Raw genomic sequence first — 23348 nt, 5'->3', positions numbered from 1 at the left:
AACGCAAGTGTGACTAGCGCGACCGGCGTCAATTGATATTAGGGTGTTACAAGTTGATGGGCACTATTTTCAGCACCTCGGCGCTTAGGCTTCGGCCTTGTGGCCGGTAAGCTAAATTATGTTAAATATAAAGAGTATATTCTCCATGTAGGTCGCCCAATGTTTCGGCGCAAGTTTCTATCTCAGGCGGCCTCCTAAAACCGGGGTCGAATGACCCCAGCTCCATAGTATTGAGGCGTAGGAAGAACTAGCCGAGTACATTCTCGCCGGCGGTTTCAGGAGCGCCACTGATACTGCACTTTCGGCGATGCTTTGAGGTCAGGATTCACCAACTCCAATTCACTTTCATTTCGACGAGGATACGTCGCCCATCGCCGAAATCCTTCGGACGTGCGTCACATGGATCTTCGGACCTGCTATCATAGTAACAACTGCTGGGAACAAACCCCGGAACACGGGCGCGCTCAAGTGACATCAAAGTGTCTTCGTGAGGTCTGCTGAGGCCCTGGCGGAAACTTGCGCCAGTCTCCAGGTTATGTCGCAGCCAATATCCGATTTCGGCTTTTTTGCCTGATTTCACATAAGCGTCTATGAGGGGTGCTGGCAGACTGGTGCAATCGGCAAGAATTTTGGTGAACGAAGCTGTCCAATCATCGTTCTCTTCGGACGATTCAGGATGCGAACCCCAGCCCAGATGCTTTGACGTATCGAGACGTTCCGACGCGATCCATTCGAGTTCGATCGATTCATCGCCCAAATCGTCATAGGGAGCGATCTCATCATAGATTAGATCATACAGGGCGCTTGTAATTTCATCGAGCGTTGCGCCCGATTGGACGTTCAGTTGTGCCTCATCGAACAAGACGAACTTTGGCGTGTTTGGGTTACCCATCGATTTACTCCGTGTATACAAGTGGTTAGGGGTGATTGCAAAGACATGCTCTTTGCTGCAGGAAGAAAGTTGGTGTGTTTTGATTTTCCGGAAATCGATTTCGGAAAAAATTCAACTTTTTTGAACGTGGTCTTACTGGCGGCCACATCGCGCAGATGGCGCAACTGGAAGATTGCGGGAATAGGAAAACGAACTGACCAATCACTGGACCTCACAAAAACGGGGTCAGGTGAATGATCAATTCGCGCGTCTCTATCCCTGTCATCCGATCATCAGACAGAACCTCTGATCCGGATCGCAGAAACATCAGACCAATGGCGGGGGTGTCCTAATTCGACCAACCCAAAAAAGCGTCAACGGGCAGCTTTAGATCGGGCAATCCCCATCTTCATCCACTTGGGCGATTTCGCTTTCTGAAAAGGTCTCGCCAATCTTGAGCATTGCGTCCAACGCGGAATCCAGTCGATCGGTCATCTCAGACGGATCATCCGGCAAATTGTGATTGGGGGGCATGGTAGGCGACTGTTGTAAATCGGATAGCCATTCAATTTTTTTCATGTCTTTTCCTAAAGTTGCCCCTTGTGCTTTCGCCTTTGACCGATAAATGGGGGTATGGGGGAGGATTTTTTGAACCGTCGCGGGTGAGGTTCAAAAAATCCTCCCCCATACTCCATTGAGACCTCAGGAACTTCTGATGCTTCTTTAGCAGAGCAGCAGATCGCAGATTGCTGTTCAGGTCTGATCTGACCACCAATGAGTCGTTCGTCGGGTACTTTCTCTCGAAACAGTTTTTCTGAATTTCGTGTCGAACCCACTTTCATCCTGTCACGAAGAAATGGAGGCAGGATGGGAAGTTACACGCGCTGCAGGCGCCAGGATCTTAAAGATCAAGGACCTTGGGCTGAATTGCTCAGAAGAGATGCTATGGGAACTGAAAATTTCGGTATTTCTTTCCTGATCTGCGAAAGAGGTAAATGATCCAGGCTATAGAAGAAGATCGCTACCGGTCCCCGGCGCCATTGTCTGAGCAAATGGGTTATATGACTATTATGTTAAAGAAAGAGAGAAAGACAGATGGCAGGTCCAGATGATAAAAAGTTCAGGCTCGGAACGCATGATGGCCAGTTTGGCACGGCTCCGGATTTCATTTCCGAACAAGAGAAATGGCCGGACAACCCTGAGTATCCGAGCAAAGAAATCGCAGCAGACGCGGCAGAGATGCTTGGGCTGATGATCCAAGCAGTGCGACTTCAACACAGCATGTCTGTCGAGGATCTGGCAGAACTCGCAGAGCTATCAACGACACGGATTGAACAGATCGAGAATGGCGATCTGAGTGTTCGAATTGGAGATGCATTTGCAGTGGCGGCCAGGATGGACGTGCCACTTTACGAGCGCACAGAATACGACCCGCGTTTCGTCAATGCACGCGCGCATAAACAACGACAAGTGAACGCTCTGCTGCAACAGCGTGCGTTTCAAGCGCGGCACAGAGTGGTCGATGACGATTTCTGAAGTTGTTCCTGCGGATTCTGTGCGATGTGGGCGACCGGGACGTATATCTGTCGAGCAGGGGCTGCGTTTATTCGCAATTATGCGTCCACCAACTGTCACTCTTGGTCTCTGCAACCGTCCGAAATCAGGAAAATGGCCAACATCTCTGATGCGGGAAGGTTGCTTGCCTCGACCCCGGTCTGCTAGCCATTTGGGCGCGGTCTTTCCGTTTCGAGCAGATGATATGGTGCGCTTGCTCGGAACTCTGTGACAAGGTCAGGATCTTTGATCCGACCGCGTCCGCCGGTCTGCAACAGATGGCGCACATAGGCGAGCCCGGCGATGGTCACGCCGGCGCCTGCGATATTGAAGGCTATTTCGAATGCAATCATCTGATCTCCTCTTGGAAGTTGCACGAGTGCATAACTTGTTGGTTGCGCTGTGCAGGTAGTGCGAAACCTTCCGAAATCCCACTTGGTTGCGTCACGCCCGCACGCTGTCACCAACGCTTTGGTTGCGCAATGCACGCATAGCGAAACCAAGCGGTTTCAGTATATTATAGCTGTATGGCGCGAGAACACAAAGAGAACAAAGACGCTCCTGAGCGAGTGAAAGCTGCGCTGGAGGCTAAGCTGTCGCCAGACGAGCTCACCACGGAAGAACAAGAGGTTTGGCTTGATGAGTTCATGGAAAGAACTGCAACCCTGACTCCGGAAGCCAAGGCGTTCTTCGAAGATCGGCGACGGCTCGGACTTGGTGTCGGTTTGGATGAAAACGGAATACTTGTGCGCGGGTCAGATCCGATGGAACGGGCCAAAGCTGCTCTCGATGGAATTATCAAACCCGGTGATCTGACCGAAGAGGAGTGGGATGTCGACCCAGATCTCATCTTCGTAAGTCCGTTCGAGCTCTCTGGTCGCAACAAGATTGAGTATCTCAATGTCCGGATCATGTTCGATGGAGCGGCCGACAGAGACAGGCTTGTTGAGACCGTCGAAGATGCACTGAGCCGCTTGCCGACCGAGTTTCGGGCGAAGTTCGGTCGCAGCACATCTGAGGGATGGATTGTGATTTCCGAAACAAGCGGGATTTGGTTCGATGACCGATAAAAAATGGAATTCAGAAGCCCAGGCGGGCGTTGAAGAGGAGCGCCGGCGTCTCGAACAGAATGGGCCATCACTGGAGCGCTATCGGTATCCGCGGACTGAGATCCCCGTCACAGATCAGAAAAACGAAACTTCGAAGTGCTAATTAGTCGTCTGACATCTGGTGACTGAGTGTCCTCAGCGTTGTGGTCCCTGGCGCCACCCTCTTCATCCTCGGCGGCGCCGTCGGCAACGACGCGACGGTGATACGCGATCGCGGCCTCCAGCATCTCTTCGGTTAATCGTGGAAACGTCTTGAACCGTTCCGCAAAGCGGGGCCTTGCAGGATGTTGAATGGTTTTGGTTGGCCAGATTATGGCCAACCAAGGCAGCAATTATCCACGTAACGACACGGAAAGACGTTCTGCGTGCAAATGACGGCTCACGCCCTGAAGAGCTGCGACCATTGCCGCGACCGACCTGCGCGCCGCTTCAAACCGTTGCCCGTCTTCAGAAAGATGCGTGACCTCGTAACCGCCACCTGACATACAATGCTCGTCGGCAACATATCCGGACTGGCTTTCAGCGGCGACACACGTGTTCAGCATTTGCTCGAACGCGGAAACTTCGTCGAATGCGGTATCTTTAAACAGGTCATCATCTCGAAGCCGCTCAAACCGGAGGGCGGCCGCCTGCAGTCTTTTTGGACAGGTGGAACGGGAAGTTGCTTCGTAGACAGCATCACGCGCGGCTCCTGCGGCAACCAACGCTTCGTAGATTGCCTTTTGGATCGGATCGTCGAACACACTCATTGCCAGACCTCCCGGGTCTCATATGTGCCGATTGTGTCAGGACAGGCCGAAATCGCGATCCCCTGCCCTATCATTGCGTCTTCCAACCCGTCGGTCAGGCGACAGATTTCCTGAACGTTGCCCGATGCCGGGTCAATCCGAGCAAAATAGCCAGCCTCAACCTGTCCGGCGACATGGATCTTCTCCGGTGCCAGCAGGCTACGCAGAGAATTCAGCTCGCGGCGGATTTTCGGCGTAGCATATCCCGCGTACTCCAGATCACATGTGATCCTCAGAAATCGGCGCACCCAGGGTGGTCCGCCGAGCAGAAGAACAGCTTTATGCAGCGCCTCCGATTTGCTGGATAAGAAATAAAGCAGACCGTTTTCGGCCGATGGGGTATCGAACATGGCGTTCTCCCTTGAATGCCCAGGGCGGGATGCCTCGGGTGACAAGTTCAACCGCTCCTCGGGCACGGTTGGGTTTTTTGGTTTTAAATTGAATCAGCACATCGCCTTTGGCGTCGCGGCTCTCATGGAGAGGAGCCGCGAAGCCAACAGGGGAGTGCTGCATCGATGGCCGTCAAATCGGTGCTCGTCCGGTTTGTGTCGGATCGGATAATCTACCACGCGGGCGTCGCACCGGCCTGGTACGGCATTTGCGACTACTTCCGCGCTTTTCAGGTTGTTCCAACGGAGATTGGTTTACCCCATGGTCCGACCGGCCCTGGTCATTGGCCTCGCGCAGTTTCTTCGCTGCCTGAACCTGCTTGCCATTGGCCCGGTAGGTTTCCGTCGTTGCGATCGACGCATGGTTCAGGACGACACTGGCAAGGCTGGCTTTCTCCGGCACCTGAGACACGATGAAACCCGCAATGATGTTGCGGATGACTTGCGGTGTGACACGTTTGCCAAAGAGCTTCTGGCATTGATCGCCCACTGTCTGACTCAGGTAGGCGGGCGCGACCGGCTTTCCGCGGCTGCCAACAAACAGAGCGGTTTCCCGATGCGGAGCGACTGAGGCTCTGTGGTGCGCCACATAATCCTGCAGCTGTTTTCGAACCTCTGGCGTCAATATACGTTCATCGCGTTTCTTGTCCTTAGTCTCATGGGGCGACAGAAAAAGGCGCGTGAAGTTGGCATCAAAATTCTCTTTCAGGTCCAGGGTCGCCAGCGACTCCCGTCGGATCGGCGAATTTACCAGCAGGCTGATCGCAAGCCCGGTGCGTGCCATTTTGTTGGCTGTTGTTTTGGCTCGGCACCCAACACCAGCTTTGTGATGGCGCAGCGCCACTTCGGAACAACTGATTGCCGCCTGCCGCAGTTCTGCCAGATCGACAAGCCGGGCATCACTGCGTGACGGCTGCAACGCCACTTTCTTCTTCAGAACGCGCAAAACCGGATCGAGCCATGTCCAGTCCCGATCCCGAAACATCGCCATACCCAACATTTTTAGACGTTGTATCTCGCCATGGATCGTTGCCAGAGAAAAATGGCCCGCCCGAAACTCCGCTTGGCGCGCGTCCAGACGCCGCTGCACAGTGTTTCTTGTGATCTCCTCTTCCAGTGCCTCTGCACGGCAGAAATCAAAAAAGGACCAAACCGTTTGCAACCGCGATTGCAGCGTATCGGAGGTCCATGCTTCCACCAGAATGCCATCATTGAGCCCTTCAGAACAAAAATGCAGCTTGGGCCGGGCCGCTTCCTGCCACGCAGGCGGAAGACGATGCCAGTTGCGATCGATCTCCCGTTCCAGCGCCTTTCGCTTGCTTTCCACTTCGACCTTGTTTTCCCGAACAAAGACCGCCGCCTCGGGATAGACGGCCTGCAGCGCCTGCTTGACTGCGGCCACGATTTCCGGCCGCAGATGCCCCAACCTGCTCTCGACAAGCGCCGGCGTGATCAGTTCCGGTGGCAGATCATCACGATCTGCCTCCAATAGCCAGCGGCCAAGCCCTTGCTCGAGCCGCCGCCTCTGATGTTTCGAAACGCTTGAAAACACCTCCTCGAACTGGGTCCGGATATCCCCAGGCCAGTCGGAAGGTGCCATAGATAGGCGGTGTCTTGGCATATCTCAGCCCTCCTTCTGTTGTTCGAGCATGACCTGGAAATCCACATGCGAAACGACGCGACGCGTATATTGGTCGAGCAATTGCAGGTAGTTTTTCTGCGCGACGATCTTGCAAACCTGCGCATAATAGGACTGCGTGGTTTCGATCCGTTTGTGCCCCAGCACCTCCTGCACCAACCCCATGGCACTCGGATCCATGTCGAGGATCACCTTGCCAGCGATGTGGCGCATCACCTGCAGATCCATGCGCAGCTGGCAGTGTTTCCAGATGTGCTGCCGGAAGCGCTGGGACAGTTTTTCCTTTGTGATGTATCCTAAACCCTTCGGATAACCGCCATCTTCGCCACGTTCCTTGCGCTCACTGGCCGCGCCCGGAAAAAGATGCGGGTTTTCCGGGTCGGCATTTGCATTTTCAACGAAGAGTGGCCGATAGACCTCGATGAAACGCTTCAGCATTTTCACCGTCTCCCGATCTATGGTGACATGGATCGACCGGAGGTTTTTCAACTCCGCCCCCGGCAGGATCAACGTTCCCTCCCCTGCCCCCACGGGCAGGCTGAGGTGGCTGTCATCGCCGAACGCACGCAACCGCGCCAGGTTGGTGCGACGCATCGGAGTGACCCGTTGTTCGAGTTGGGCGATCAATGCGGAACGCGCCAGTGCCGCCTGGGCCAGCGTCGGTCGGTTCTTGCCCCGGCGTTTCCATGTCTCGGCTTCACGCCAAAGGACACCCGGTGCCTGGAACCAGCGACTTAACGCCGAGTCTTCGTTGAACTGGCGCAACATCGTTTCGTGATGCCGCCCGATTTTGCGATCTTCGTAGACATAGGCCAGCGTGCCATCGGAAGTGATCTTGGTGCCAACGACGCTTGGGTCCAACTTGAGAGTCAGTTCCCTGACGGGTTCCAGGATCTCGACGGGCAGTTCACAGGATTTGCCAACCGAGTATAGTGCCTGGATCAGGGAACACTCATAACGACCTTTTTTGTTGGCTTCCCAGTTATCTCCCCTCGCCTCGACGCGTTCACGCCGTTTCTCTCGAATGGCCGCAACGACAGCGAGCAGGCAGTCCTTACGGAAAAGATCTTCCAGAGTTCGCGGCTTTGCCGTTACTTTGGGACTGGTCTGGGCGGCGTACCAGGCCCGCTTCACCGCATCACGAAGGTTGCGCTGTGTGCCTTTCTCGCGAGCGAGCTTTGTATCGGATAGCCCAGAACCCAACGAAAGTTCACCCAATCCCAGATCGTCCTCGTCTTCAATGAACGAGGACCAGGCTTCATCCCCCTGAGGGGCGACCATTCTGTCAGTGAGTGCGTCGACACGCGACCGTATCGGTTCGGGAACCTCACCCCAAGTCACGTCCGGAAGCCTGTTCTGAGAGTTGCTGGTTTCAAACTGCGCGGCAAGCAGGCCTTCTCGAGCAATCACTTTGTTCCAGGTTTTTGCTGCCCGGCGTATTTTTTCGATATGGCTGGAGGACTTGGTGGCCTTCTCATAAGCGACAAAACCGGCGATGAGCTCGGCATGTACCTGACCAGGCAAGAGACCCTCACGATCCGCCCGAACCGCGAGCCGGCGAAGGATGGCAAGCTCGGCGTTACAGGATTTCGGAATCTCCGCTTCCAACTTTGCGAGCAACTCCTGCCAAACCTTCGGAAGACCTTTGACATCCGCCTCGCGTCCGGACACCGCATTGGGATCAACCAACTCAACGGCAGAACGAATTTGCACAACCTTGTTCCTCAGCGTCTTGGCTGTCCGAACGCCGAGATCTTCCGGCACCAATGCGCGCAACAGGGGTTCGGTAGCCACGGCCGTCGCGGTAATGTTTGCCGGTGATGTCGCCTGAGCGCTCGCAAATTTTCGGATCGATTGAACGGTCCGTTGACCATGATCAGAAGCGCCCATGGCTTCAACTGCATCAATAGCGTCCGCCAAAGTGGGCAACTTACCTTTGAGCCGCAATACCAGGTCACGGCGAAACCTGTCCGACCAAGCGCGTTGTGCCCGTTTGACGTCGCTCAGGATTTGAACATGCCGCGGGCCGAGCTTACTGCGCAACTCCGGCGTGGGAACTGTAGCCGCATCGAAAAACTTCGAGGCTGACAGGTTCGCTCCACCAGACAGAGCCGCACGTAGATCACGCGCGGATTTGATTGTAACCACTCGGGTACTTGCGTTCATGGGTGTCAGACGCAAAACAGCAATCACGTCGGCAACGGTTCCTTGAAGTTGGGTATTATCCAGCATTTTCTTATCTTTCTTATTGGGATGACGGGGATGATCTGAAAGTCCGTTCACCGGGAAACGGGCTTTCAGATCCTCATCGGATCACGGTCAGGGGCAGACATCAGCGACCCCTTTGCGTCACTTTCGGACACGGGGCGGCGCGAACTGACATCGGGGTAAAAAGGTCGGCCTGCATTCCCACACAATGGAGGCCACCCAAAATCCCCGAAATTTATAACCCATTGAATTAGTGTGTATTTATTCTGCCTCATGTTTCGCCATCCGAACGCAGTAATCGACCCAGATATCCTGCATTTCGCGGGCAATGCCCTGGTAATTCCACAGGGCCAGCGCGGTGATCTGCCACCGGCCATTCTTGCGATTACCCTTTAGCCGGCCATCAGCGAGATAGCGCTGCACCTGGCGCTCGGACTTGCGCAGGAACTCGGCCGCCTCACGAGCCGAAAAGGTTTCATCAGGGGATACGATCATTCGGGGTCTCCATTTCCATGTTCTGGAAAGGAGGTGGTTCCCTGATCTCCAATCGAAAAATACTCACAGAAAATACTGACACCATCGGACGCCGCGTGACGTGACATGTCAAACACGGACATCCGGCGCTCAGCACGCAGCTGATTATTTACTTCATAGATGCCGATAACAACTTCGCGGCTGATGCCCGCGCAGTTTCGAGTTGCTGGCCCACATTCGAGAGATGCGTGACTTCGCACGCCGGATCAGGGCGATCCTGCGCGGACAGGTTTGCAATACTACATGATGAAACATGCTGCTCTGGGAGCTTTATCCCCAGATAAACGCCACTTCGACGATTACGCGCCTTCCAGGGCCCCGATCTTCACGTCGATAGTCATGGGCGTCATCAGTTCCGCCGGTTTTCAGGTCAAACGCATTGCGAAACCACGGCAGCCCGGCATCATGCAGGTTTTCCAGCACAGATAAACGTTCTTTCGCACCACGATAGTCTTGTGCTTCAATGTCTTCGACAATTTCCTCGGCAACGTCAGAAACCAACTGATTGGTATCTTCAGATTCAATAAACCGCGCGATCAGATCTTCTTCCAAGTCACCGAGCGAGTAAAAGACAGCAGACAACGTGTCACTCCACCCGTTCTCAGTTTTCACCCACTTGGCACGATAGTTCCGGCTCAAAATATCTGAACGGCCAAATCGCTCGGAACAGACACCCAGCATTTGGAACGTAGGATAATCACTGACAAATTCACTACGGATCTTCTCCTTCCACATCTCAACAAGCTCTTCAAATGCCTGCGGTTCACTGCCGTCCTCACTGATCATATCCGCTTCATCGAACAGGAGCGCTTTACTGACGTAGTGCTCACTCATCAGGTTGCCTTTCTCTTTGTTTTTGGGGCACAGCCCGGTTTCCAAACCCGCGGGGTCACCGTAGTCGCCCGGGGCGATCATAAGGTTCGACCGGCGCTGGACTTTGCAAAACGGGTTTGGTGAATTTTTCGAAAATAAATCTTCTTGGCTTGCAACATCGGCCCTCTGAACCCCGGCATCACCGATGCAAGCAACGACGCGCAACAGCGCGAAGCAACCAACCGACGAAACTCGAACACGTTGGTACGATGCATCGCAGATCAGAAAACAGGTCGCGGCTAGCATCGCTGATCTGCCCGGAGTCAGTTCCCCTGCCCTCTTCATCAGATTTTTCGCGCCAGCGATTTCCCAAAATCAATCTTGCTCCCAAATCATGCCCATCGCGACCCTGGCTGAGCAATCTGACATGTTTGACTGGGGGTTTGCCACCTTGACACCAAACTGAAGAGAGCAACATGACCCCTTCCCAAAACACTGAGTTGACCAACCTCATCGAGCAAGCTCAGAACGGACAATACGTACTTCACTATGCGTGGGGCGACCTGCCGAAGTCATCGCCAGTTCGGACAAAGCGATCGCAGTGGCGCACCAAGCTGAAGCAACTCTTTGCCACCTGGCCGGATGCTGAAACGTCCATCCGGGCTGTCTCTTACGTATTTACAGATGCACCGTTTTCGCTGAGCCACTTCGTATTCGACGCCGTTGTCATCTGGGATGGCAAACGGTTTCTGCGGATCGAGGCGGACGACCTGCCGAACTGTTTCCAATCAAGCCTCAAAGAGTTCGAAAGTGGTGTTCCCGGATACCTGGCGATCAACACGGGTGACGCGCTTTTGAGAATATCCGATCTATACCACCATCAGCTCTTGTCGGGACAAGCCTATCTAACGACGGATACCCTGACCGTTATGAACATCAACGGCAATAGCGCGACTTCGGTGCCCGAACTCACGCCCAACTTACCTTACGCGGTTACTGTGCTACTGACAGGGAAATATGCTGAGGTTACCGAAAGCGACCCTGAGACGGCTGCTCCTGGTGGCGCCTATGATATTCCGATTTGGGCGGTATCCGAGCAGCACAACAGCAGGGTGTCGGAGACCCATTGCAAAAATCATTTTCCTGCCCATTGGATTCCGACTGCGGAGGACATCGAGAGAATAAATGAGAGCGTACGTAAATACGAAGCCGAGCAGATGAAAAGGTAAATCACCGGGCATCTCTGCGCTGCAATTTGCGCGCGCATGGGCTCAGGATTTCCCACATCCTGATCTTCTCATGCGCCGTCGCCCGATCCTTGCGGAGCGGAATGTCCGTGACATCCCTGCCCTCCCAGATAATCGCAACGCCAATTCGGGACAGGGCGTCCTTCACGAAGGCCTTCACGGTGGCTCGGGCGTCCGGGTCCTTGTGAAACACCGAGAATGATCAAATCGTATCGAGCCTTCCACTATAGTGCTGCCCAAACAGGACCACGGCATCGAACGTGTCTTTGACTATATCCTGCAGAATCCGAAGTTTTTCTGCACGCGCCTCGGTCATTTGGCGGTCGCGCTCGATCAGATCTTCTACTCCTTTCCTGTAGCTTTCATCTCCGCCAGCATCCGCACGATTATTGGGCGCGCACCGGTCTGTTTCTGTCTCTCGGCTTTTCTTCATTTCTCAATCCTTTTGATTGTGTGTGCAGGCGTTTGCCGGAACGCCCTGGGGGCGGGCTTGAGTTGGCTCTTTTGATGCCCACCGCGTTCCGAGAAGCCTAAAATCAGGCGGCGGCAGAACCCGCGTTGTGTCGTACGGGCCGACGGCCGAGAAACGAGCGGCGACCATTGTGCACCTGTGGTTTCGGATGGATACCCAGTCGCTCCTGAGCGAAAGAAACGGGTTTCAAACGGCTGTAGCATGTCATTAGTTGCTGAATCCGGCCTGGTAACAACCTACCGACTTTAGCGGTTCCCAGGGATCTATTCTGCTTGAACCGCATATCGGTCATTGAAACCCGGATGCGGCGGTCCACCTGAAACCGCGTTGCCCGGTGCAGGCCCGCCGCCGACCAATCCGATTGACTATTCAGGATCACTGCGTTCCTGCGGTCATGATTGAGACGGAGGTTTGTTGTCCCGTAAGCGACAACAACTTCGTGTAGACCCGGATCATCGGCGACTATCAGGCAGACGCGGGTCTTCGCGCCGCCATCGCTGAAGGGAAAGTCGAACGCGACAAGATCACCAGTGGAGAAACGTTCGCAGGCGGGAGTGTTGGGCATGATGGCTTCCTTCTTTTGTTGAAGGCAACCAGATTTCATTGAACCTCGGTCGGCTCGTTTTGTCCGGGTGCCATCGCAGACACGCGGACCAAATGAGAGCGATGAGGGATAAATATCACCCGTTGAAGCATGTGCAGAAAGCACAGGTCAGTGACGCAGTTGCACCTTCAAAAGTTAGTGAGAAATCGGCGTCGCTCAGATACTCGGGGCCGTTTCAGTTTCTCCGAGCTTTCGGTGTTCCAGCAACTCGTTCATTTGGGCGAGCAAGGCGTCATAAGCAGTGCGTCCGCTTTGAAATCGACCAACAACCCCTTTCTAAGCGGCGGGAGACGGTAAGCTACGAACCGCTTCTCATACCCCGCTTTCCTCATCGCCACCTTCCCAGAGGTGCAAGTCCTCCTCAGACATCGGGGCCAGAAAATCCGGTGACACCGTCTTTGGCAGCCCGGATCGGAAGGCATACGCTAAGTCGGCTGCATCCGCACCGGCGCGATGGGTCGTACCTCGATTGGTCTTGGTCTTATACACCCGGCCAATTTGACCAGGCGCGAGAACGCCCTCTTCCCGCGAAAACGCAATCCACGCTATCCGGTCGAAGTCCTGGATCTCCAGTCTCACGGGCTCGTTGACTGTGCCCAACAGCCGCTCGAGCCAACGCTGATCGAACTCTGGGCAGTCACTGACAAGAATGTTGTCTCCAACACGCTCAATCAGCCAGTGCGCAACCTCATCGACGGGCATCGCGTTCTTCAGTTCGGAGAAGGGAATGTTGTGCACAGCAGCGCTTTTGTCCGACCAATCGTCGAGGGGCCAGGTTTCGTGTGGCCGAACCAGTTTGCTCTCGACCACCACGCGCCGATCTTTGAGTTGGGCGATACCCACTTCGATCGGCCAGCTCTCCGGGCTCAGGGACGAGGCCTCGAAGTCAATGAAGATGAGGCTTTTCGACCGGGCAGGGTTTCCTTCTGCGTCAACCCCAACACCAAGGCCAAGTGCCCGGCGTCTTGCAAAGAAAGCTTCCTCTTCCGTCCCTGGTTTCGCCATCTTCTCCATGAATTTATCGGCGTCCAAATCAGACATGGGGTACAACCCTGTAACCTTTGAACATGATCACCACTATCGACACACGGCCATAAAGCGCATCACGGTCGACCTTTCCGGAAAGCTCCCTGATGTCGCTTCCAGTCGATCAATGTCAGCCAGTGACAAACCAGAGCGTTCCGCCACCTGCTCTCGTGTCACTCCGGCTTTCTTACGCGCTGCGCGACATTCAAGCGCCAGGTTTCTCTTGGGTGCATTCCGGTCGAGGTGATCCTTCAGCCCGGAACGGAGTTCCGCAAGTTTATCAATCAATTCATCAGGGTTCATTTGTGGACCTCCCACAGGATGAATGTACCAAAGTCAATGACTTACGGCAATATCTCCGGGACAGGCTCGCTCCGGAAGTGACAGTCAAAGATCGGCCGATCGAACTTTTTCAAAAAAGTTCAACAAACCCGCTTTGACGCTTTCATTTTGTTCCCAGGTCATTCTCACGCCGGGAGGCATTCCCACAATCAAACGCAAAAAACAAAGGCTTCGATATGATCCCATATACAGAAAAACCCGGAGACGATTCAGGTATGATGAATTTTGTTCTTCAGGCGCTCTACGCCACCGGTCGTTTGACAGGTCCCCAACCTGAGGCGAGCGATCCGCCATATGCCACACGCAATAACCTACTCGGACTATACATCGACGAGCACCCCAACGGCTGGGTCGCAAACATCACCTTCAAGCGTGTACCTCAAGGAATGCCCAACTGCGTCGGAACACCAGAGCGCACGCCGTTTCCTGACAGACGCACCGCCTTCCTGGCCGGCGCCGCGCTTGTTTGCGAAATCGCCACCGGCTCCCGCGAGCTGCCATTCCTTATTGTCGGTGACCGATTAGTCTACACGGCATACCGAGCATAACGTGTACGAAGTCTGGGGCGTTCCCGGTATCTAACCGGGTCCACCTCGCCATCCATGCAGGCAAATCACGTACCGGCTGGCTCGGGATTTGCCTGGGGGTAAAGTAGTATCGCACTTTCTCGTTACGAACAGAACGTCAAGCGCCGATCTTCGCAGGTTCCCTTCAAGCCAAGCTCCACAATTGACCCCGGAATTCCGATCGTGCCTACTGTGCGGATTGAGGAGAACTGATGCATGCAAGAACCCGTAATTCGTGAACTGCTGGGCCGGATGCTGGCCCATCGTTTGCTCATTGAACGATTGATTTACCGCCTTCGAGAAGTCGATGATTTCCAATCCATGGGACTGGAATCTGACTTGAGAAAGATCGAAGCGGATATTGAAGCATACAATTTGCCAGAGGGAATTTCCGAAGCCTGTCAGGACGAGCTGGAAAATCTTGGTGATCATGTCCATTCTGGCCGGGTGGCCAAAGAATAGATCTCTCAACCGGGTTGAGAGATGAAAGATCTACGATCGCTGGCGGGTGGTACTAACCACCGACGGGAACATACCCTCGGCGGAGCTTTTGTGTCTCAAGTTTTCGGAGCGCTTCACTAGCCTGGGCTTCGTCATCATACGTAACCCTCATGGTTTGACCGGTTGTGCCAATACGCCCCCAGGTCCGAAGGACGGACACTTCACCAAACAGCGTCGGTTGCAACTCGATTCCATAGAACCGCGCCATGTTGACGTCAGGATCCACGTGGATCAGGTGGACAGGTGTGGCTGCAGTCAGCTCCATGCCATCACTATCCTTTGCCACAGTCCTTCTGTCCAATGACTTTGAGAGATCCATTCTTCAAGAAGGATTCAGAACCTGAATGCACCTTGATGTCGACTTTACCTACCCGCCGCACATTCACTTCTGAAATTTTTCGATAAATACATTCGATTGGATACGTGAAATTCGACGGCCGAGCGTCCCACTTGGTCAATCAATGCGTTCATCGGCAAACTGTCCGGTCCTCAGGATCGGATCCAAACCGTTTTGTCAGACTTGCACACTTGGACCAAGTCAGGGGTGGCGCGCAAGAAGCCACTCATGCCATCCAACGATCGCCGAACGGGCATCAACTTACTGGATTCCGGAGCCGAAGAGGCGTTCGCCCTGTTCGTCAATCACCTGTTTCGCCTTGGCAATGCTGAAGCTTTCGGCCTGGTCCCGGCTTTCAAACACATCCGCCCGGATCATCGTATGACTCTTGCGATCTCCGTCGATGGTCTTTTCGATACGGGCCAGCAAACGGTATTTGCCAGCCTCGGGCATCAGGTCAGGGAAAATCTCGAACCCTTTGTACAAGACCGGTTCCGGCTCCGGCAATTCGCCGCCACCGAAGAGTTTGGAGAAGAGGGACATGGGGCGCCTCCTTTCAGCATTGCTCGGACCGGAGACTAACGCCGCCAAGAACTGAGGTGAAGCGGGTCGTGAGATTAGATCACCGTTCGTCGACCCGATAGTGAGCTCCGCGCATGGTCTGAAGGTCCCGACCCACGGCGAAAGCCCGGTTCCCCGCACCACTTTCCCTTGTAAGGAACGGCCCTACCCGGACCTTAGTCATCAAAATAGATGCCGCGACGCGGCCCTTCAAAAACGACGTTCGCTGCAACCGCGTAAACCGAGGTCGCGGCAGGATCAGCACAGCAATACCCTTCGACCTTCGCCGCGGAGGCAGCCCGGAGTGTTTGGAAAATCCGCTTTGAACAAGCATCGGCCTGTGCATGGTTCGGGTCACATCACGAAAACCGATGTTAATACTAAACGTAGTGATGGGCAGGTTTTGACCATTTCCGAGCCATCAAATTTTTGCTGCGTTCGTTCGCCAACCACAGGATTGCAACAGCAAACACAACCGCCAGAACAACGTTCAGTAAGATTACCTATTTCCCGCCCCAACAGGAGTAGGCGGCGGTAACCGTGCCACCGCCTAATCCAGCTCAAGTGTTTCTGGCTCTTCCCAGATCCCCATGCTATGCAGCCGCCCCAGCCAGACACCGATGCGCGTCTTCCATGAGCTTCGCCAGAATATCGCCGGCGGGTGCCGCGGAACTGATCAGACCGATGCCCTCGCCTGCAAAGGCGGTTGCAACATCAATATCCCCGGTTTCCTGAGCTGCCGCCCATATTGCCGCTTCAACGCCCGCTTCCATCTTCAAGGCGTCTTCTGAGCCGTACCATTTCTGAATGAACGGGTTGCGCAGAACGCGGCCATTGTACCGGCCGGGCCAGTCGTAACCACGGATCACGTCCACCACCCGCGTGCGGATCGTGTCGTCACCTGTCGCGGCCATCGCTCGTTTAAGAATACGCGGATGCACCAGCGCTTCGTTCGAGGCCCAGAACCGCGTACCGATCACCGCTCCATCTGCCCCAAGCATAAGGGCCGCCGCCAGGCCACGCCCGTCCGTGATACCGCCAGCAGCACAGAGCAGCGCCTCGCTGTTTTGGCGCGCGATCTCATCGGCGATCTCGGGAACCAGAGCAAATGTGCCGCGTGCCTCGCCATGGCCGCCAGCTTCCGCCCCCTGGGCGACAATGATGTCCGCGCCGCAATCCAGCGCCTGCCGCGCATCGCGCAGGGTCTGGACCTGGCAGATCAGCGGCACACCGGCGTCCTTGATCGCTGGAGCGAATGGTGCCGGATTGCCAAATGACAGAAACAGCGCAGCTGGATTACGCGCCAGCACCCGGCCGAGCAGGTGCGGCCGCTCCGCGAGCTTCCATGTAATCAGCCCACAGCCCACGCGGGCATCCGCAGCGATATCGAACTGTTGGCCGATCCAGACGGCATCACCGTAGGCGCCCCCAATCATGCCCAAACCGCCTGCGCGGGAGACGGCGCTGGTCAGTGCGCCGCCCGCAGCAAATGCCATTGGTGCCTGGATCACCGGGCAGGTGATCCCCAGCGCCTTTGTCAGCCGCGTCTTCATTGCGTCTGCTTTCGATACTCTTGCACTGGCAGGCCGCCAACGCCCCAGTCTTCCAACGGGACCTCGTCAATTACCACAAAGGTTGTGGCCGGGTTCTTGTCCAGTACGTTTTGCAGAAGGTCTGTGACCCCAATTATCAGCTGCGCTTTTTGATCGGCACTCGGGCCGGTGCCGTCAGGGCCGCCTTCGCGGGTGACTTTGATATTCACATATGGCATCGGTCAGTCCTTTCGCGGAACATAGGAAAACACTTTTGCTACGATGCGCCATTCTGTGCCGTAGCGAACAAGGGTCAGCAGGTCATGGAAATCCCGCCCCATCATGGTCATCCGGGCGCTGACACGGGCTAACCTGTCGCTGGCAAATGCGATCTCCAGAACCTTCTCCTCGCGCGGGTCACCACGCCCGGCTGGCGGTTCACGCCCGTCCACGCGGCCCATATAAGTCTCGAGATCCAGATTCAGTTCATCGCCTTCTGTGGCACAGACATAAGCCAACTGCGGATGGAACACTCTGCGCAACATGGTGCTATCGGCCTGATGGAGGCCTTCGAAATAGACCTCCATCAGTTCGCCGACCTTTTTGTGGCCGGCGGGCGTCATTGGATCAACCCCTCGGCACGCATCGCGGCCTGAGCAGACGGACGGGCAGCACCGCGACTTACAAACGCCGCCAGCCGGGACCAACGAGACAGGTCGATGCCGGTGAAATTCGCCCAGTTCGCGACCACGAAAAGGTATGCGTCAGCTACCGAGAACTGGTTCGAAACCAGCCACTCTCGGCCATCCTCCAGCTGCGCTTCGATCAGGTCGAACTTGCCCGCAACAGCGGTGCGCGCCGCATCTTTGTCAGCCTCGGACGTGCCGTCGCGGAACAGCGGGCCGAAGGCCTTGTGCAACTCGGAGCCAATCCAGTTGAGCTGTTCCTGCATCCGGGCTCGGGCCAAGGTGCCGGCTACCGGCGCCAGACCCGCTTCGGGATATCTGTCCGCGATATATTGAAGAACAGCTGCTCCTTCGGTGAGGACGCTACCGTCGTCCAACCCCAGAGCCGGAACGTATCCCTTGGGGTTGATCGTATGATAGTCAGCACCGCTTTCAGTTTGGCCTGCCGCAGTGTCCACGGCTTCGATTTCAAACGGGCGGCCGGTTTCATATAGGGCGATATGGCTGGCCAGCGGGCACGCGCCGGGCTTGTAGTAGAGTTTCATGACAGTCTCCCTTGTTGAGCGATACCATCTGACTACCCGGTGATACGATTGATTGATAATATTGTCTTTTCACTATTATGATCAAAAAAATCGATCATGTTGAGAGCCTATGAAACACGACCAACTCATTGCACTGGAGGCCATAGTCTCAACCGGCACCTTCCGCGGTGCGGCTGAGCGCCTCCACAAATCACAATCCGCCATAAGCCACACCATCCGCCAATTGGAAGAGGAGTTGGAGCTGGAACTGTTCAGCCGCGAAGCTTACCGGCCTTCGCTCACACCGGCCGGCGAGGTCTTCTACCGAGAAGCCTCTCGGGTGTTGCGGCAGATGCAGGGGCTCAGAAGCACCGCTGCTCGGTTGCGCGCCCGAGAAGAGCCTGAACTGACAATTGCCGTCAGCGCAACAATGGATTTGGATACTTTTCTACCAGCGCTTGCCGACACCGGTCGGCGTCATCCCGCAACTCACCTTCGGCTGCGTATGGAGATGATGGGCGGCCCGATCGCACGGCTAATGGAAGGTAAAGCGGATATCGCGCTTGCATCGCTTGACGGGGTGCCACTGAACGACGTGGAGGCGGTACCGGTCGCGGAGGTGACAATCCGGCCAGTGGCCAGCCCCGATCTGAACCTACCGACCGGTTCCCGCGCAATATCGACAACTGAGATGCAAAGCCATGTGCAGGTGATTACGGCGGGCACAGGCGGCACCGCGCATGAACAGAGCCGCGATCTGCTGTCAGGGGGCCTGAAATGGACGGTCTCGGACCTCACGGCCAAGAAAAAAGTGATCCTCGCCGGCCTTGGCTGGGGCGGCTTGCCCGATCATATGACGGAGGAGGAGCGGCGGTCGGGGATTTTGCTTTCCCTGAACTTGGAAGGGTTCCCACTGCGCCGGACCATGATCTTCAAGATGAGGCGCAGGGATCAGGCAATAGGCGTTGTTGCCGATGAGCTTTGGAACAAAATCGGGCTACCAAGTCGGCCTGAGGCATGAGTTGCCTAGGACAGCTGATCCTCTTCAACTGAGGTGATCCGCTATCATATTGAGGCAAAAGACGCTTCCCCAGAAGACTCGGTCGGCCCATACCAGTCTTTCGGCGATATGCAGAATTTCTGCGCCCAAACCCGCGTTGCGGACATTAGCTCCAAGCTGCAAGTTCTGGGAGCCGACGAATATTCAGCTCGCGGACAATGCCGCCATCGAACGGCTTTCAAACGGCAACAGGTCTCGGCTCCTTCTCAGCCATTCGTTCATTCCGTCTATATCACTATCCATTCGGCAGGTATGCGTCCAGACCTGCGACCTCCGTGACCAGATCCAATCGTGATAGCATGCTTGCCAGAAGAGCGACTCTGAGGGAAGGAGCATTTCAATGTCGGCAGAGAAGCAACTGGAAAACCTAAAGGCAAGCTGGGCGGCGCTTGCGGAAGGAGACATGGACAAGCTCGCCGGATTCTACGCGGAAGAGATGATTTTCGTGCTGCCCGGACAGGAGAATGTGTTGCAAGGCCGCACGGCATTCAGGGCTGCGCTGGACGGGATTGGAGAGGCTCTGCCGCCCGGCTTCGACATTAAGGATCTACGATACTGCCCCGGAGACAACGAGATCGTGAACATCGTGGAGTTCACTTCGGACAAGCTACCGGGCGGTTCGCAATGTGCAGTATTGTTCAGGTTCGGCACCGATGGCCTGGTGATCGAAGAGCGCTGGTTCATCGATACCGAGCAGTGGAAGGCTGCGTTCTAGAGGGATGCATCGATCCGCGCGACGGTATGCGTAAATCCTATGGCGAGCGCCTCGGCGCGTATAGCCCGAAGGCGTGCCCTTACATCCTCGCCGCGCCCGTCGCGAGCGAGCGCGCGGCCACGTTCGCAGAAGAACCGACTCCACGGCAGAGGCTGGCCGCTGGTGTATATCTCTAGCTGTTTGGCGTACCGGTCGGCCTCGTCCCAATCCCCGAGATCAAGGGACACCTCGATAGCGTCGCGATAGAGCCAGAGCGGATTGTGTGCACCGACGCCTTGCGCGACGAGTTCCTCTCCCTCCGCCAGGATCTCTCGCTGACGGTCACCGTCGCGGGTGACGAGCGCGAGGCTGCCAAGCGCCCGCCCGCCGAGGAAGCGCATGCCGGATTCTGATTGACGAAATGCGTCAACCGCGCTCACGACCAAGCGTTCTGCCTTAGCATAGTCGCCCTGGAGCGCAGTCGCTCGGCCGAGATACTCGCGGCCAACATTTTCAAAATTTACCGAGCCGATCCGCTTTGCAGCATCGATGGTGCTCAGCGCCCAGTCCCTGGTTGCCGCAATGTCAAAGAGCTCCAGCGTGTAGATACCAACCAGTAGGGCCACCACCTCGGCGCGCGGATTGAAGTGCGATCTTGCCAGCTGCAGCGCTTCCTCGCAGTCCGCGAGGGCATCCTCTGTACGGCAGAGATAAAGCAACGTCTGACCGCGCATCGCAAGATTTGCCGCAATCGCGTCGTCGAGGCCGTGCTCACGGCCAAGAGAAACACAATCATCAAAGCGTGCGTGGGCCGAGATCATCCGCGCTGCGGCAAACTCGGCGTCACCCAGATTGCCCTGCGCCTGCGCCTCTAGTTCCCGAGACCCCGCTTGCCGGGCGAGATCCAGCGATCGGCGGTTCTCGGCAAGACCGGCCGCGGTGTCGCCGCGTACGAAATGCACGCCTGCCTTAAGCTGGCAAATCCGGGCGCGCTCATTCAGGAAAGGCGCGTCGTCCGCCTCACGAAGCGCGTTTGAAAGCGTGTCAAGCACGTCGTCGTAGGCCTCAGCGATGCGTTGCGCCTCGGCGACCCCGATGAGTGCTTTGGATCGTTCTGCTCCGCTATCTGCGGCATCATGGGCGGCGCGATATGCTTCGATCATCTGGTCGGTCTTGCCGAGGCGCCTCGACAGATCGCCCAGCAGCATTTGCAGATCGTATTGCTCTGGGCCCGTTGAGAGCTCACTTCCGCGCACGGCGAGTTGCATTGCGGTTTCGTAGCGGACTCGCGCCGCTTGGTCCTGCGCCGCCGCCAGAGCAGCGGCCGGAGCCTCAGGCGACTCTGCGCAGTCGAGGTGCTGAGCATGCAAGATCAGATCGCGGGCTCGATAGTGCTCGGCTGCACGCAGATGAAGTTCGCGTCGCCTGTCGCGCAAAATCGACGCATTGACGCCTTCCCGGATCAGGGCATGGGCGAACAGATGCTCCTCACCCTCGAGCCTGACAAGCCGATGCCGGATGAGAGTTTCGCATTCGTAGGCAGGTTTCCCTATCAGATCGCGAAGCGCCGATAGTTCAAAGCGATTGCCGAGGACCGATGCCGCCATGATAGCCTCGCGATCGCGAACCGGAAGCCGGTCGATCCGTGCCAGCACAAGACCGTGGATCGTGTCCGGCAAAGCTGTGCTCTGAACGTGGGATAGGTTGCGCATCATCTGCTCGAGAAAGAGTGGGTTTCCATCCGCACGCTCGACCAGTCGCCCGAGGTCGATGGCAAGCCCATCGGCCAAGGCCTCGGCAAGCTGAACCGCATCTGCCTCGCGCAGCGGCTGCAACTCGATCGACGTGATCGGGCAACCTCGGAAGAACCGGGGAAAACCGTGGGACAGTGTCCATCCCTCAATCCGGCTCGTCAGCATGAGAATTGCCCGGCAACAGGACAAGTCCGCCGCCAGTCCAGAGAGCACCTCAATCGTTGCCTGTTCTGCCCAGTGCACATCCTCCATCACGATTAGCTGTGGTGCCCGTGCGGCCTGCGCTGTGATAATCGCACCAAGCGTCACGCCAATGCCGGCGAGCCGTTCATCGCTCGGCATCTTGGAATAGATCCGCTGCAAGTGATCGGGCTGTGGCAGATCAAGCAGGTCGTTCAAGAAAACCAAATTCTCCGCGGCGATGCTCCCGTCAACGAGAATTTGGCCAAGCACCTTGCGGCGTGCTGCTTCGTCTGTCTGAAGCGGTAGCCCCAACAGGGTCGAGGCTAGGTCGCGCAGAACGCGTGGGCCACGGGCAGCACCAAAATCGACAATGTGCACACGGTGAGTTGCAAATCCCTGTGCATCGGCGATCCCAATATATTCCTCGGTCAGTCGCGTTTTGCCGATCCCAGCCTCGCCGCGCAACAACACGATATGTCCGGACCCGTCTGCTCGGACGCATTCGGTGATGGACGTGAGCTGGCTTAGTTCAGCGGCGCGGCCAACAAAGGGCGTTGCGTAATCCGTTTGCTCCGATTCCCGGAAACACTCGAAGGCCCAGATCGGAACTTCCGCATCTAACCCCTGCACCGACGCCTCGCCCCGTGACGCAAAATCAGCAATCTGCGAGGTCGCTCGGTAGACCGCTTCAGACACCAGCGTCTCTTCAGGTGCCGCTATATCGTCGAGACGGGAAGCCAAGTTTACGGTATTGCCGGTTACCGTGTATTCGACATGTTGCTCGCTGCCCGTCCGGCTGGCGACAACCTGACCGGAAGCGATCCCGATGTGGGCGCTGAGATCGAGACCCAGTCTATCGGACAGGTCGCGGATCGCATCGTGGATTTCAGACGCTGCACGCAGCGCCCGTTCAGGATCATCGGAGTGGGCGATCGGTGCGCCGAAGACGGCCATGACACAATCGCCGATATGTTTATCGACCCTCCCTGCGTAGTTCTCGACGACCACGTCCACGGCAGCGAAGTAGTTGTTCAGGAGCTTGTGTGCCTCCTCCGGGTCCAGACGTGCTGAGAGCCGCGTGTATCCTGTCAGGTCGGCGAACAGCACCGTGACCTGCCGTCTTTGGCCAATAGCGGCTCCGGCACGGTCCGGAGTCACCTCGGCAGCTGTTGCCGCGGCATCGTTGACGGCCTTGAGGATCTTTTTTCTGTGACCAAGCAGCACACCGATCGAGGCCAGATCCGCGTCGGTCAATTCAGGCAACGTGTCGATGTCTATCGCGTTCTCCTCGAAGACCGCGACGTACCTGTCTAGACCAAGCTCCCTGAGCCATTCAGCGATTGACATCCGGAAA

29 protein-coding genes are annotated in these 23348 nt (G+C 56.2%); 8 read left to right on the top strand and 21 right to left on the bottom strand.

The genetic code is table 11. The annotated features are described in order from the left end of the window. Nucleotides 1-325: 325 nt before the first annotated feature. Together GOW98_RS19415 and GOW98_RS19410 are read right to left on the bottom strand one after the other, a co-directional pair. On the bottom strand, nucleotides 326-892 hold the full coding sequence (locus GOW98_RS19415; protein ID WP_170335102.1) for a hypothetical protein: 567 nt from the start codon (nucleotides 890-892) through the stop codon (nucleotides 326-328). Between the two features lie 366 nt (nucleotides 893-1258). Beyond that, on the bottom strand, nucleotides 1259-1450 hold the full coding sequence (locus GOW98_RS19410) for a hypothetical protein (RefSeq protein ID WP_170335101.1): 192 nt from the start codon (nucleotides 1448-1450) through the stop codon (nucleotides 1259-1261). A 516-nt stretch (nucleotides 1451-1966) separates the two neighbouring features. On the opposite strand from GOW98_RS19410, the gene GOW98_RS19405 reads away from it, so the two are divergent. Then, complete coding sequence (locus tag GOW98_RS19405; protein ID WP_170335098.1) at nucleotides 1967-2407, top strand: helix-turn-helix domain-containing protein; 441 nt, start codon at nucleotides 1967-1969, stop codon at nucleotides 2405-2407. A 182-nt stretch (nucleotides 2408-2589) separates the two neighbouring features. On the opposite strand, the gene GOW98_RS19400 is transcribed toward GOW98_RS19405, so the two are convergent. Beyond that, nucleotides 2590-2778: a hypothetical protein gene (locus tag GOW98_RS19400; protein ID WP_170335096.1), complete on the bottom strand. Its 189-nt coding sequence runs from the start codon at nucleotides 2776-2778 to the stop codon at nucleotides 2590-2592. A gap of 174 nt (nucleotides 2779-2952) precedes the next feature. Between GOW98_RS19400 and GOW98_RS19395 the strand changes: the two genes are divergently transcribed. Further along, nucleotides 2953-3495, top strand: coding sequence for a hypothetical protein (locus tag GOW98_RS19395; RefSeq protein WP_170335094.1), 543 nt, complete (start codon nucleotides 2953-2955; stop codon nucleotides 3493-3495). Continuing rightward, on the top strand, nucleotides 3485-3637 hold the full coding sequence (locus GOW98_RS25575) for a hypothetical protein (protein ID WP_217359647.1): 153 nt from the start codon (nucleotides 3485-3487) through the stop codon (nucleotides 3635-3637). The genes GOW98_RS19395 and GOW98_RS25575 overlap by 11 nt, the downstream gene beginning before the upstream one ends. A 229-nt stretch (nucleotides 3638-3866) precedes the next feature. Here the strand turns inward: GOW98_RS25575 and GOW98_RS19390 are convergent, their stop codons facing one another. From GOW98_RS19390 to GOW98_RS19365, 6 genes are all read right to left on the bottom strand, one after another. Then, the gene (locus GOW98_RS19390; protein ID WP_170335092.1) at nucleotides 3867-4283 is read right to left on the bottom strand and encodes a hypothetical protein; all 417 of its coding nucleotides are present in this window, start codon (nucleotides 4281-4283) and stop codon (nucleotides 3867-3869) included. After that, nucleotides 4280-4672 (bottom strand): hypothetical protein, encoded by a 393-nt coding sequence (locus tag GOW98_RS19385; protein WP_170335090.1) that lies wholly within the window; start codon nucleotides 4670-4672, stop codon nucleotides 4280-4282. Before GOW98_RS19385 ends, GOW98_RS19390 begins: the two co-directional genes overlap by 4 nt. Before the next feature lie 172 nt (nucleotides 4673-4844). Beyond that, nucleotides 4845-6332 (bottom strand): site-specific integrase, encoded by a 1488-nt coding sequence (locus GOW98_RS19380; protein ID WP_170335088.1) that lies wholly within the window; start codon nucleotides 6330-6332, stop codon nucleotides 4845-4847. A gap of 3 nt (nucleotides 6333-6335) precedes the next feature. Continuing rightward, complete coding sequence (locus tag GOW98_RS19375; protein WP_170335086.1) at nucleotides 6336-8633, bottom strand: hypothetical protein; 2298 nt, start codon at nucleotides 8631-8633, stop codon at nucleotides 6336-6338. A gap of 186 nt (nucleotides 8634-8819) precedes the next feature. After that, on the bottom strand, nucleotides 8820-9053 hold the full coding sequence (locus GOW98_RS19370; protein WP_170335084.1) for a helix-turn-helix domain-containing protein: 234 nt from the start codon (nucleotides 9051-9053) through the stop codon (nucleotides 8820-8822). Between the two features lie 309 nt (nucleotides 9054-9362). Then, a complete protein-coding gene (locus GOW98_RS19365; RefSeq protein ID WP_170335082.1) occupies nucleotides 9363-10211 on the bottom strand; it encodes a hypothetical protein in 849 nt (282 codons plus the stop codon). A 170-nt stretch (nucleotides 10212-10381) separates the two neighbouring features. Between GOW98_RS19365 and GOW98_RS19360 the strand changes: the two genes are divergently transcribed. Beyond that, on the top strand, nucleotides 10382-11134 hold the full coding sequence (locus GOW98_RS19360; RefSeq protein WP_170335080.1) for a hypothetical protein: 753 nt from the start codon (nucleotides 10382-10384) through the stop codon (nucleotides 11132-11134). Between the two features lies 1 nt (nucleotide 11135). Here the strand turns inward: GOW98_RS19360 and GOW98_RS19355 are convergent, their stop codons facing one another. From GOW98_RS19355 to GOW98_RS19335, 5 genes are all read right to left on the bottom strand, one after another. Continuing rightward, complete coding sequence (locus GOW98_RS19355) at nucleotides 11136-11345, bottom strand: hypothetical protein (protein ID WP_170335078.1); 210 nt, start codon at nucleotides 11343-11345, stop codon at nucleotides 11136-11138. A gap of 9 nt (nucleotides 11346-11354) precedes the next feature. Then, nucleotides 11355-11585, bottom strand: coding sequence for a hypothetical protein (locus GOW98_RS19350; RefSeq protein WP_170335076.1), 231 nt, complete (start codon nucleotides 11583-11585; stop codon nucleotides 11355-11357). Between the two features lie 103 nt (nucleotides 11586-11688). Further along, complete coding sequence (locus GOW98_RS19345) at nucleotides 11689-12189, bottom strand: hypothetical protein (RefSeq protein WP_170335074.1); 501 nt, start codon at nucleotides 12187-12189, stop codon at nucleotides 11689-11691. A gap of 351 nt (nucleotides 12190-12540) precedes the next feature. Continuing rightward, a complete protein-coding gene (locus tag GOW98_RS19340) occupies nucleotides 12541-13269 on the bottom strand; it encodes a 3'-5' exonuclease (RefSeq protein WP_170335072.1) in 729 nt (242 codons plus the stop codon). A gap of 36 nt (nucleotides 13270-13305) precedes the next feature. After that, the gene (locus tag GOW98_RS19335; RefSeq protein ID WP_170335069.1) at nucleotides 13306-13557 is read right to left on the bottom strand and encodes a helix-turn-helix domain-containing protein; all 252 of its coding nucleotides are present in this window, start codon (nucleotides 13555-13557) and stop codon (nucleotides 13306-13308) included. 215 nt (nucleotides 13558-13772) lie between these two features. Here GOW98_RS19335 and GOW98_RS19330 point away from each other — a divergent pair, with 215 nt between their 5' ends. Together GOW98_RS19330 and GOW98_RS19325 are read left to right on the top strand one after the other, a co-directional pair. Next, on the top strand, nucleotides 13773-14144 hold the full coding sequence (locus tag GOW98_RS19330) for a hypothetical protein (RefSeq protein WP_170335067.1): 372 nt from the start codon (nucleotides 13773-13775) through the stop codon (nucleotides 14142-14144). A gap of 234 nt (nucleotides 14145-14378) precedes the next feature. Next, nucleotides 14379-14624 (top strand): hypothetical protein, encoded by a 246-nt coding sequence (locus tag GOW98_RS19325; protein WP_170335065.1) that lies wholly within the window; start codon nucleotides 14379-14381, stop codon nucleotides 14622-14624. A 52-nt stretch (nucleotides 14625-14676) separates the two neighbouring features. Here the strand turns inward: GOW98_RS19325 and GOW98_RS19320 are convergent, their stop codons facing one another. From GOW98_RS19320 to gstA, 6 genes are all read right to left on the bottom strand, one after another. Next, complete coding sequence (locus GOW98_RS19320; protein WP_170335063.1) at nucleotides 14677-14928, bottom strand: WGR domain-containing protein; 252 nt, start codon at nucleotides 14926-14928, stop codon at nucleotides 14677-14679. A 333-nt stretch (nucleotides 14929-15261) separates the two neighbouring features. Continuing rightward, nucleotides 15262-15543, bottom strand: a complete 282-nt coding sequence (locus tag GOW98_RS19315; RefSeq protein ID WP_170335061.1) for an HlyU family transcriptional regulator — start codon at nucleotides 15541-15543, stop codon at nucleotides 15262-15264. 611 nt (nucleotides 15544-16154) lie between these two features. Next, nucleotides 16155-17114 (bottom strand): NAD(P)H-dependent flavin oxidoreductase, encoded by a 960-nt coding sequence (locus GOW98_RS19310; protein ID WP_170335059.1) that lies wholly within the window; start codon nucleotides 17112-17114, stop codon nucleotides 16155-16157. Continuing rightward, the gene (locus GOW98_RS19305; RefSeq protein WP_170335057.1) at nucleotides 17111-17332 is read right to left on the bottom strand and encodes a tautomerase family protein; all 222 of its coding nucleotides are present in this window, start codon (nucleotides 17330-17332) and stop codon (nucleotides 17111-17113) included. Before GOW98_RS19305 ends, GOW98_RS19310 begins: the two co-directional genes overlap by 4 nt. A 3-nt stretch (nucleotides 17333-17335) precedes the next feature. Then, nucleotides 17336-17716, bottom strand: coding sequence for a nuclear transport factor 2 family protein (locus tag GOW98_RS19300; RefSeq protein WP_170335055.1), 381 nt, complete (start codon nucleotides 17714-17716; stop codon nucleotides 17336-17338). After that, on the bottom strand, nucleotides 17713-18324 hold the full coding sequence (gene gstA / locus GOW98_RS19295) for a glutathione transferase GstA (RefSeq protein ID WP_170335053.1): 612 nt from the start codon (nucleotides 18322-18324) through the stop codon (nucleotides 17713-17715). The genes GOW98_RS19300 and gstA overlap by 4 nt, the downstream gene beginning before the upstream one ends. A gap of 109 nt (nucleotides 18325-18433) precedes the next feature. Between gstA and GOW98_RS19290 the strand changes: the two genes are divergently transcribed. Both GOW98_RS19290 and GOW98_RS19285 read left to right on the top strand, forming a co-directional pair. Beyond that, the gene (locus GOW98_RS19290) at nucleotides 18434-19324 is read left to right on the top strand and encodes a LysR family transcriptional regulator (protein ID WP_170335051.1); all 891 of its coding nucleotides are present in this window, start codon (nucleotides 18434-18436) and stop codon (nucleotides 19322-19324) included. Between the two features lie 379 nt (nucleotides 19325-19703). Beyond that, on the top strand, nucleotides 19704-20078 hold the full coding sequence (locus tag GOW98_RS19285; protein ID WP_170335049.1) for a nuclear transport factor 2 family protein: 375 nt from the start codon (nucleotides 19704-19706) through the stop codon (nucleotides 20076-20078). Here GOW98_RS19285 and GOW98_RS19280 read toward each other — a convergent pair. Then, nucleotides 20075-23341: an adenylate/guanylate cyclase domain-containing protein gene (locus tag GOW98_RS19280; protein ID WP_170335046.1), complete on the bottom strand. Its 3267-nt coding sequence runs from the start codon at nucleotides 23339-23341 to the stop codon at nucleotides 20075-20077. The genes GOW98_RS19285 and GOW98_RS19280 overlap by 4 nt on opposite strands. Between the last annotated feature and the right edge of the window lie 7 nt (nucleotides 23342-23348).

Source organism: Ruegeria arenilitoris (assembly GCF_013032445.1).
Taxonomy (GTDB): Bacteria; Pseudomonadota; Alphaproteobacteria; order Rhodobacterales; family Rhodobacteraceae; genus Ruegeria; species Ruegeria arenilitoris_F.
Note: the sequence above shows the minus strand (reverse complement) of the source record. Positions and strands in the feature narration are given on the sequence as shown.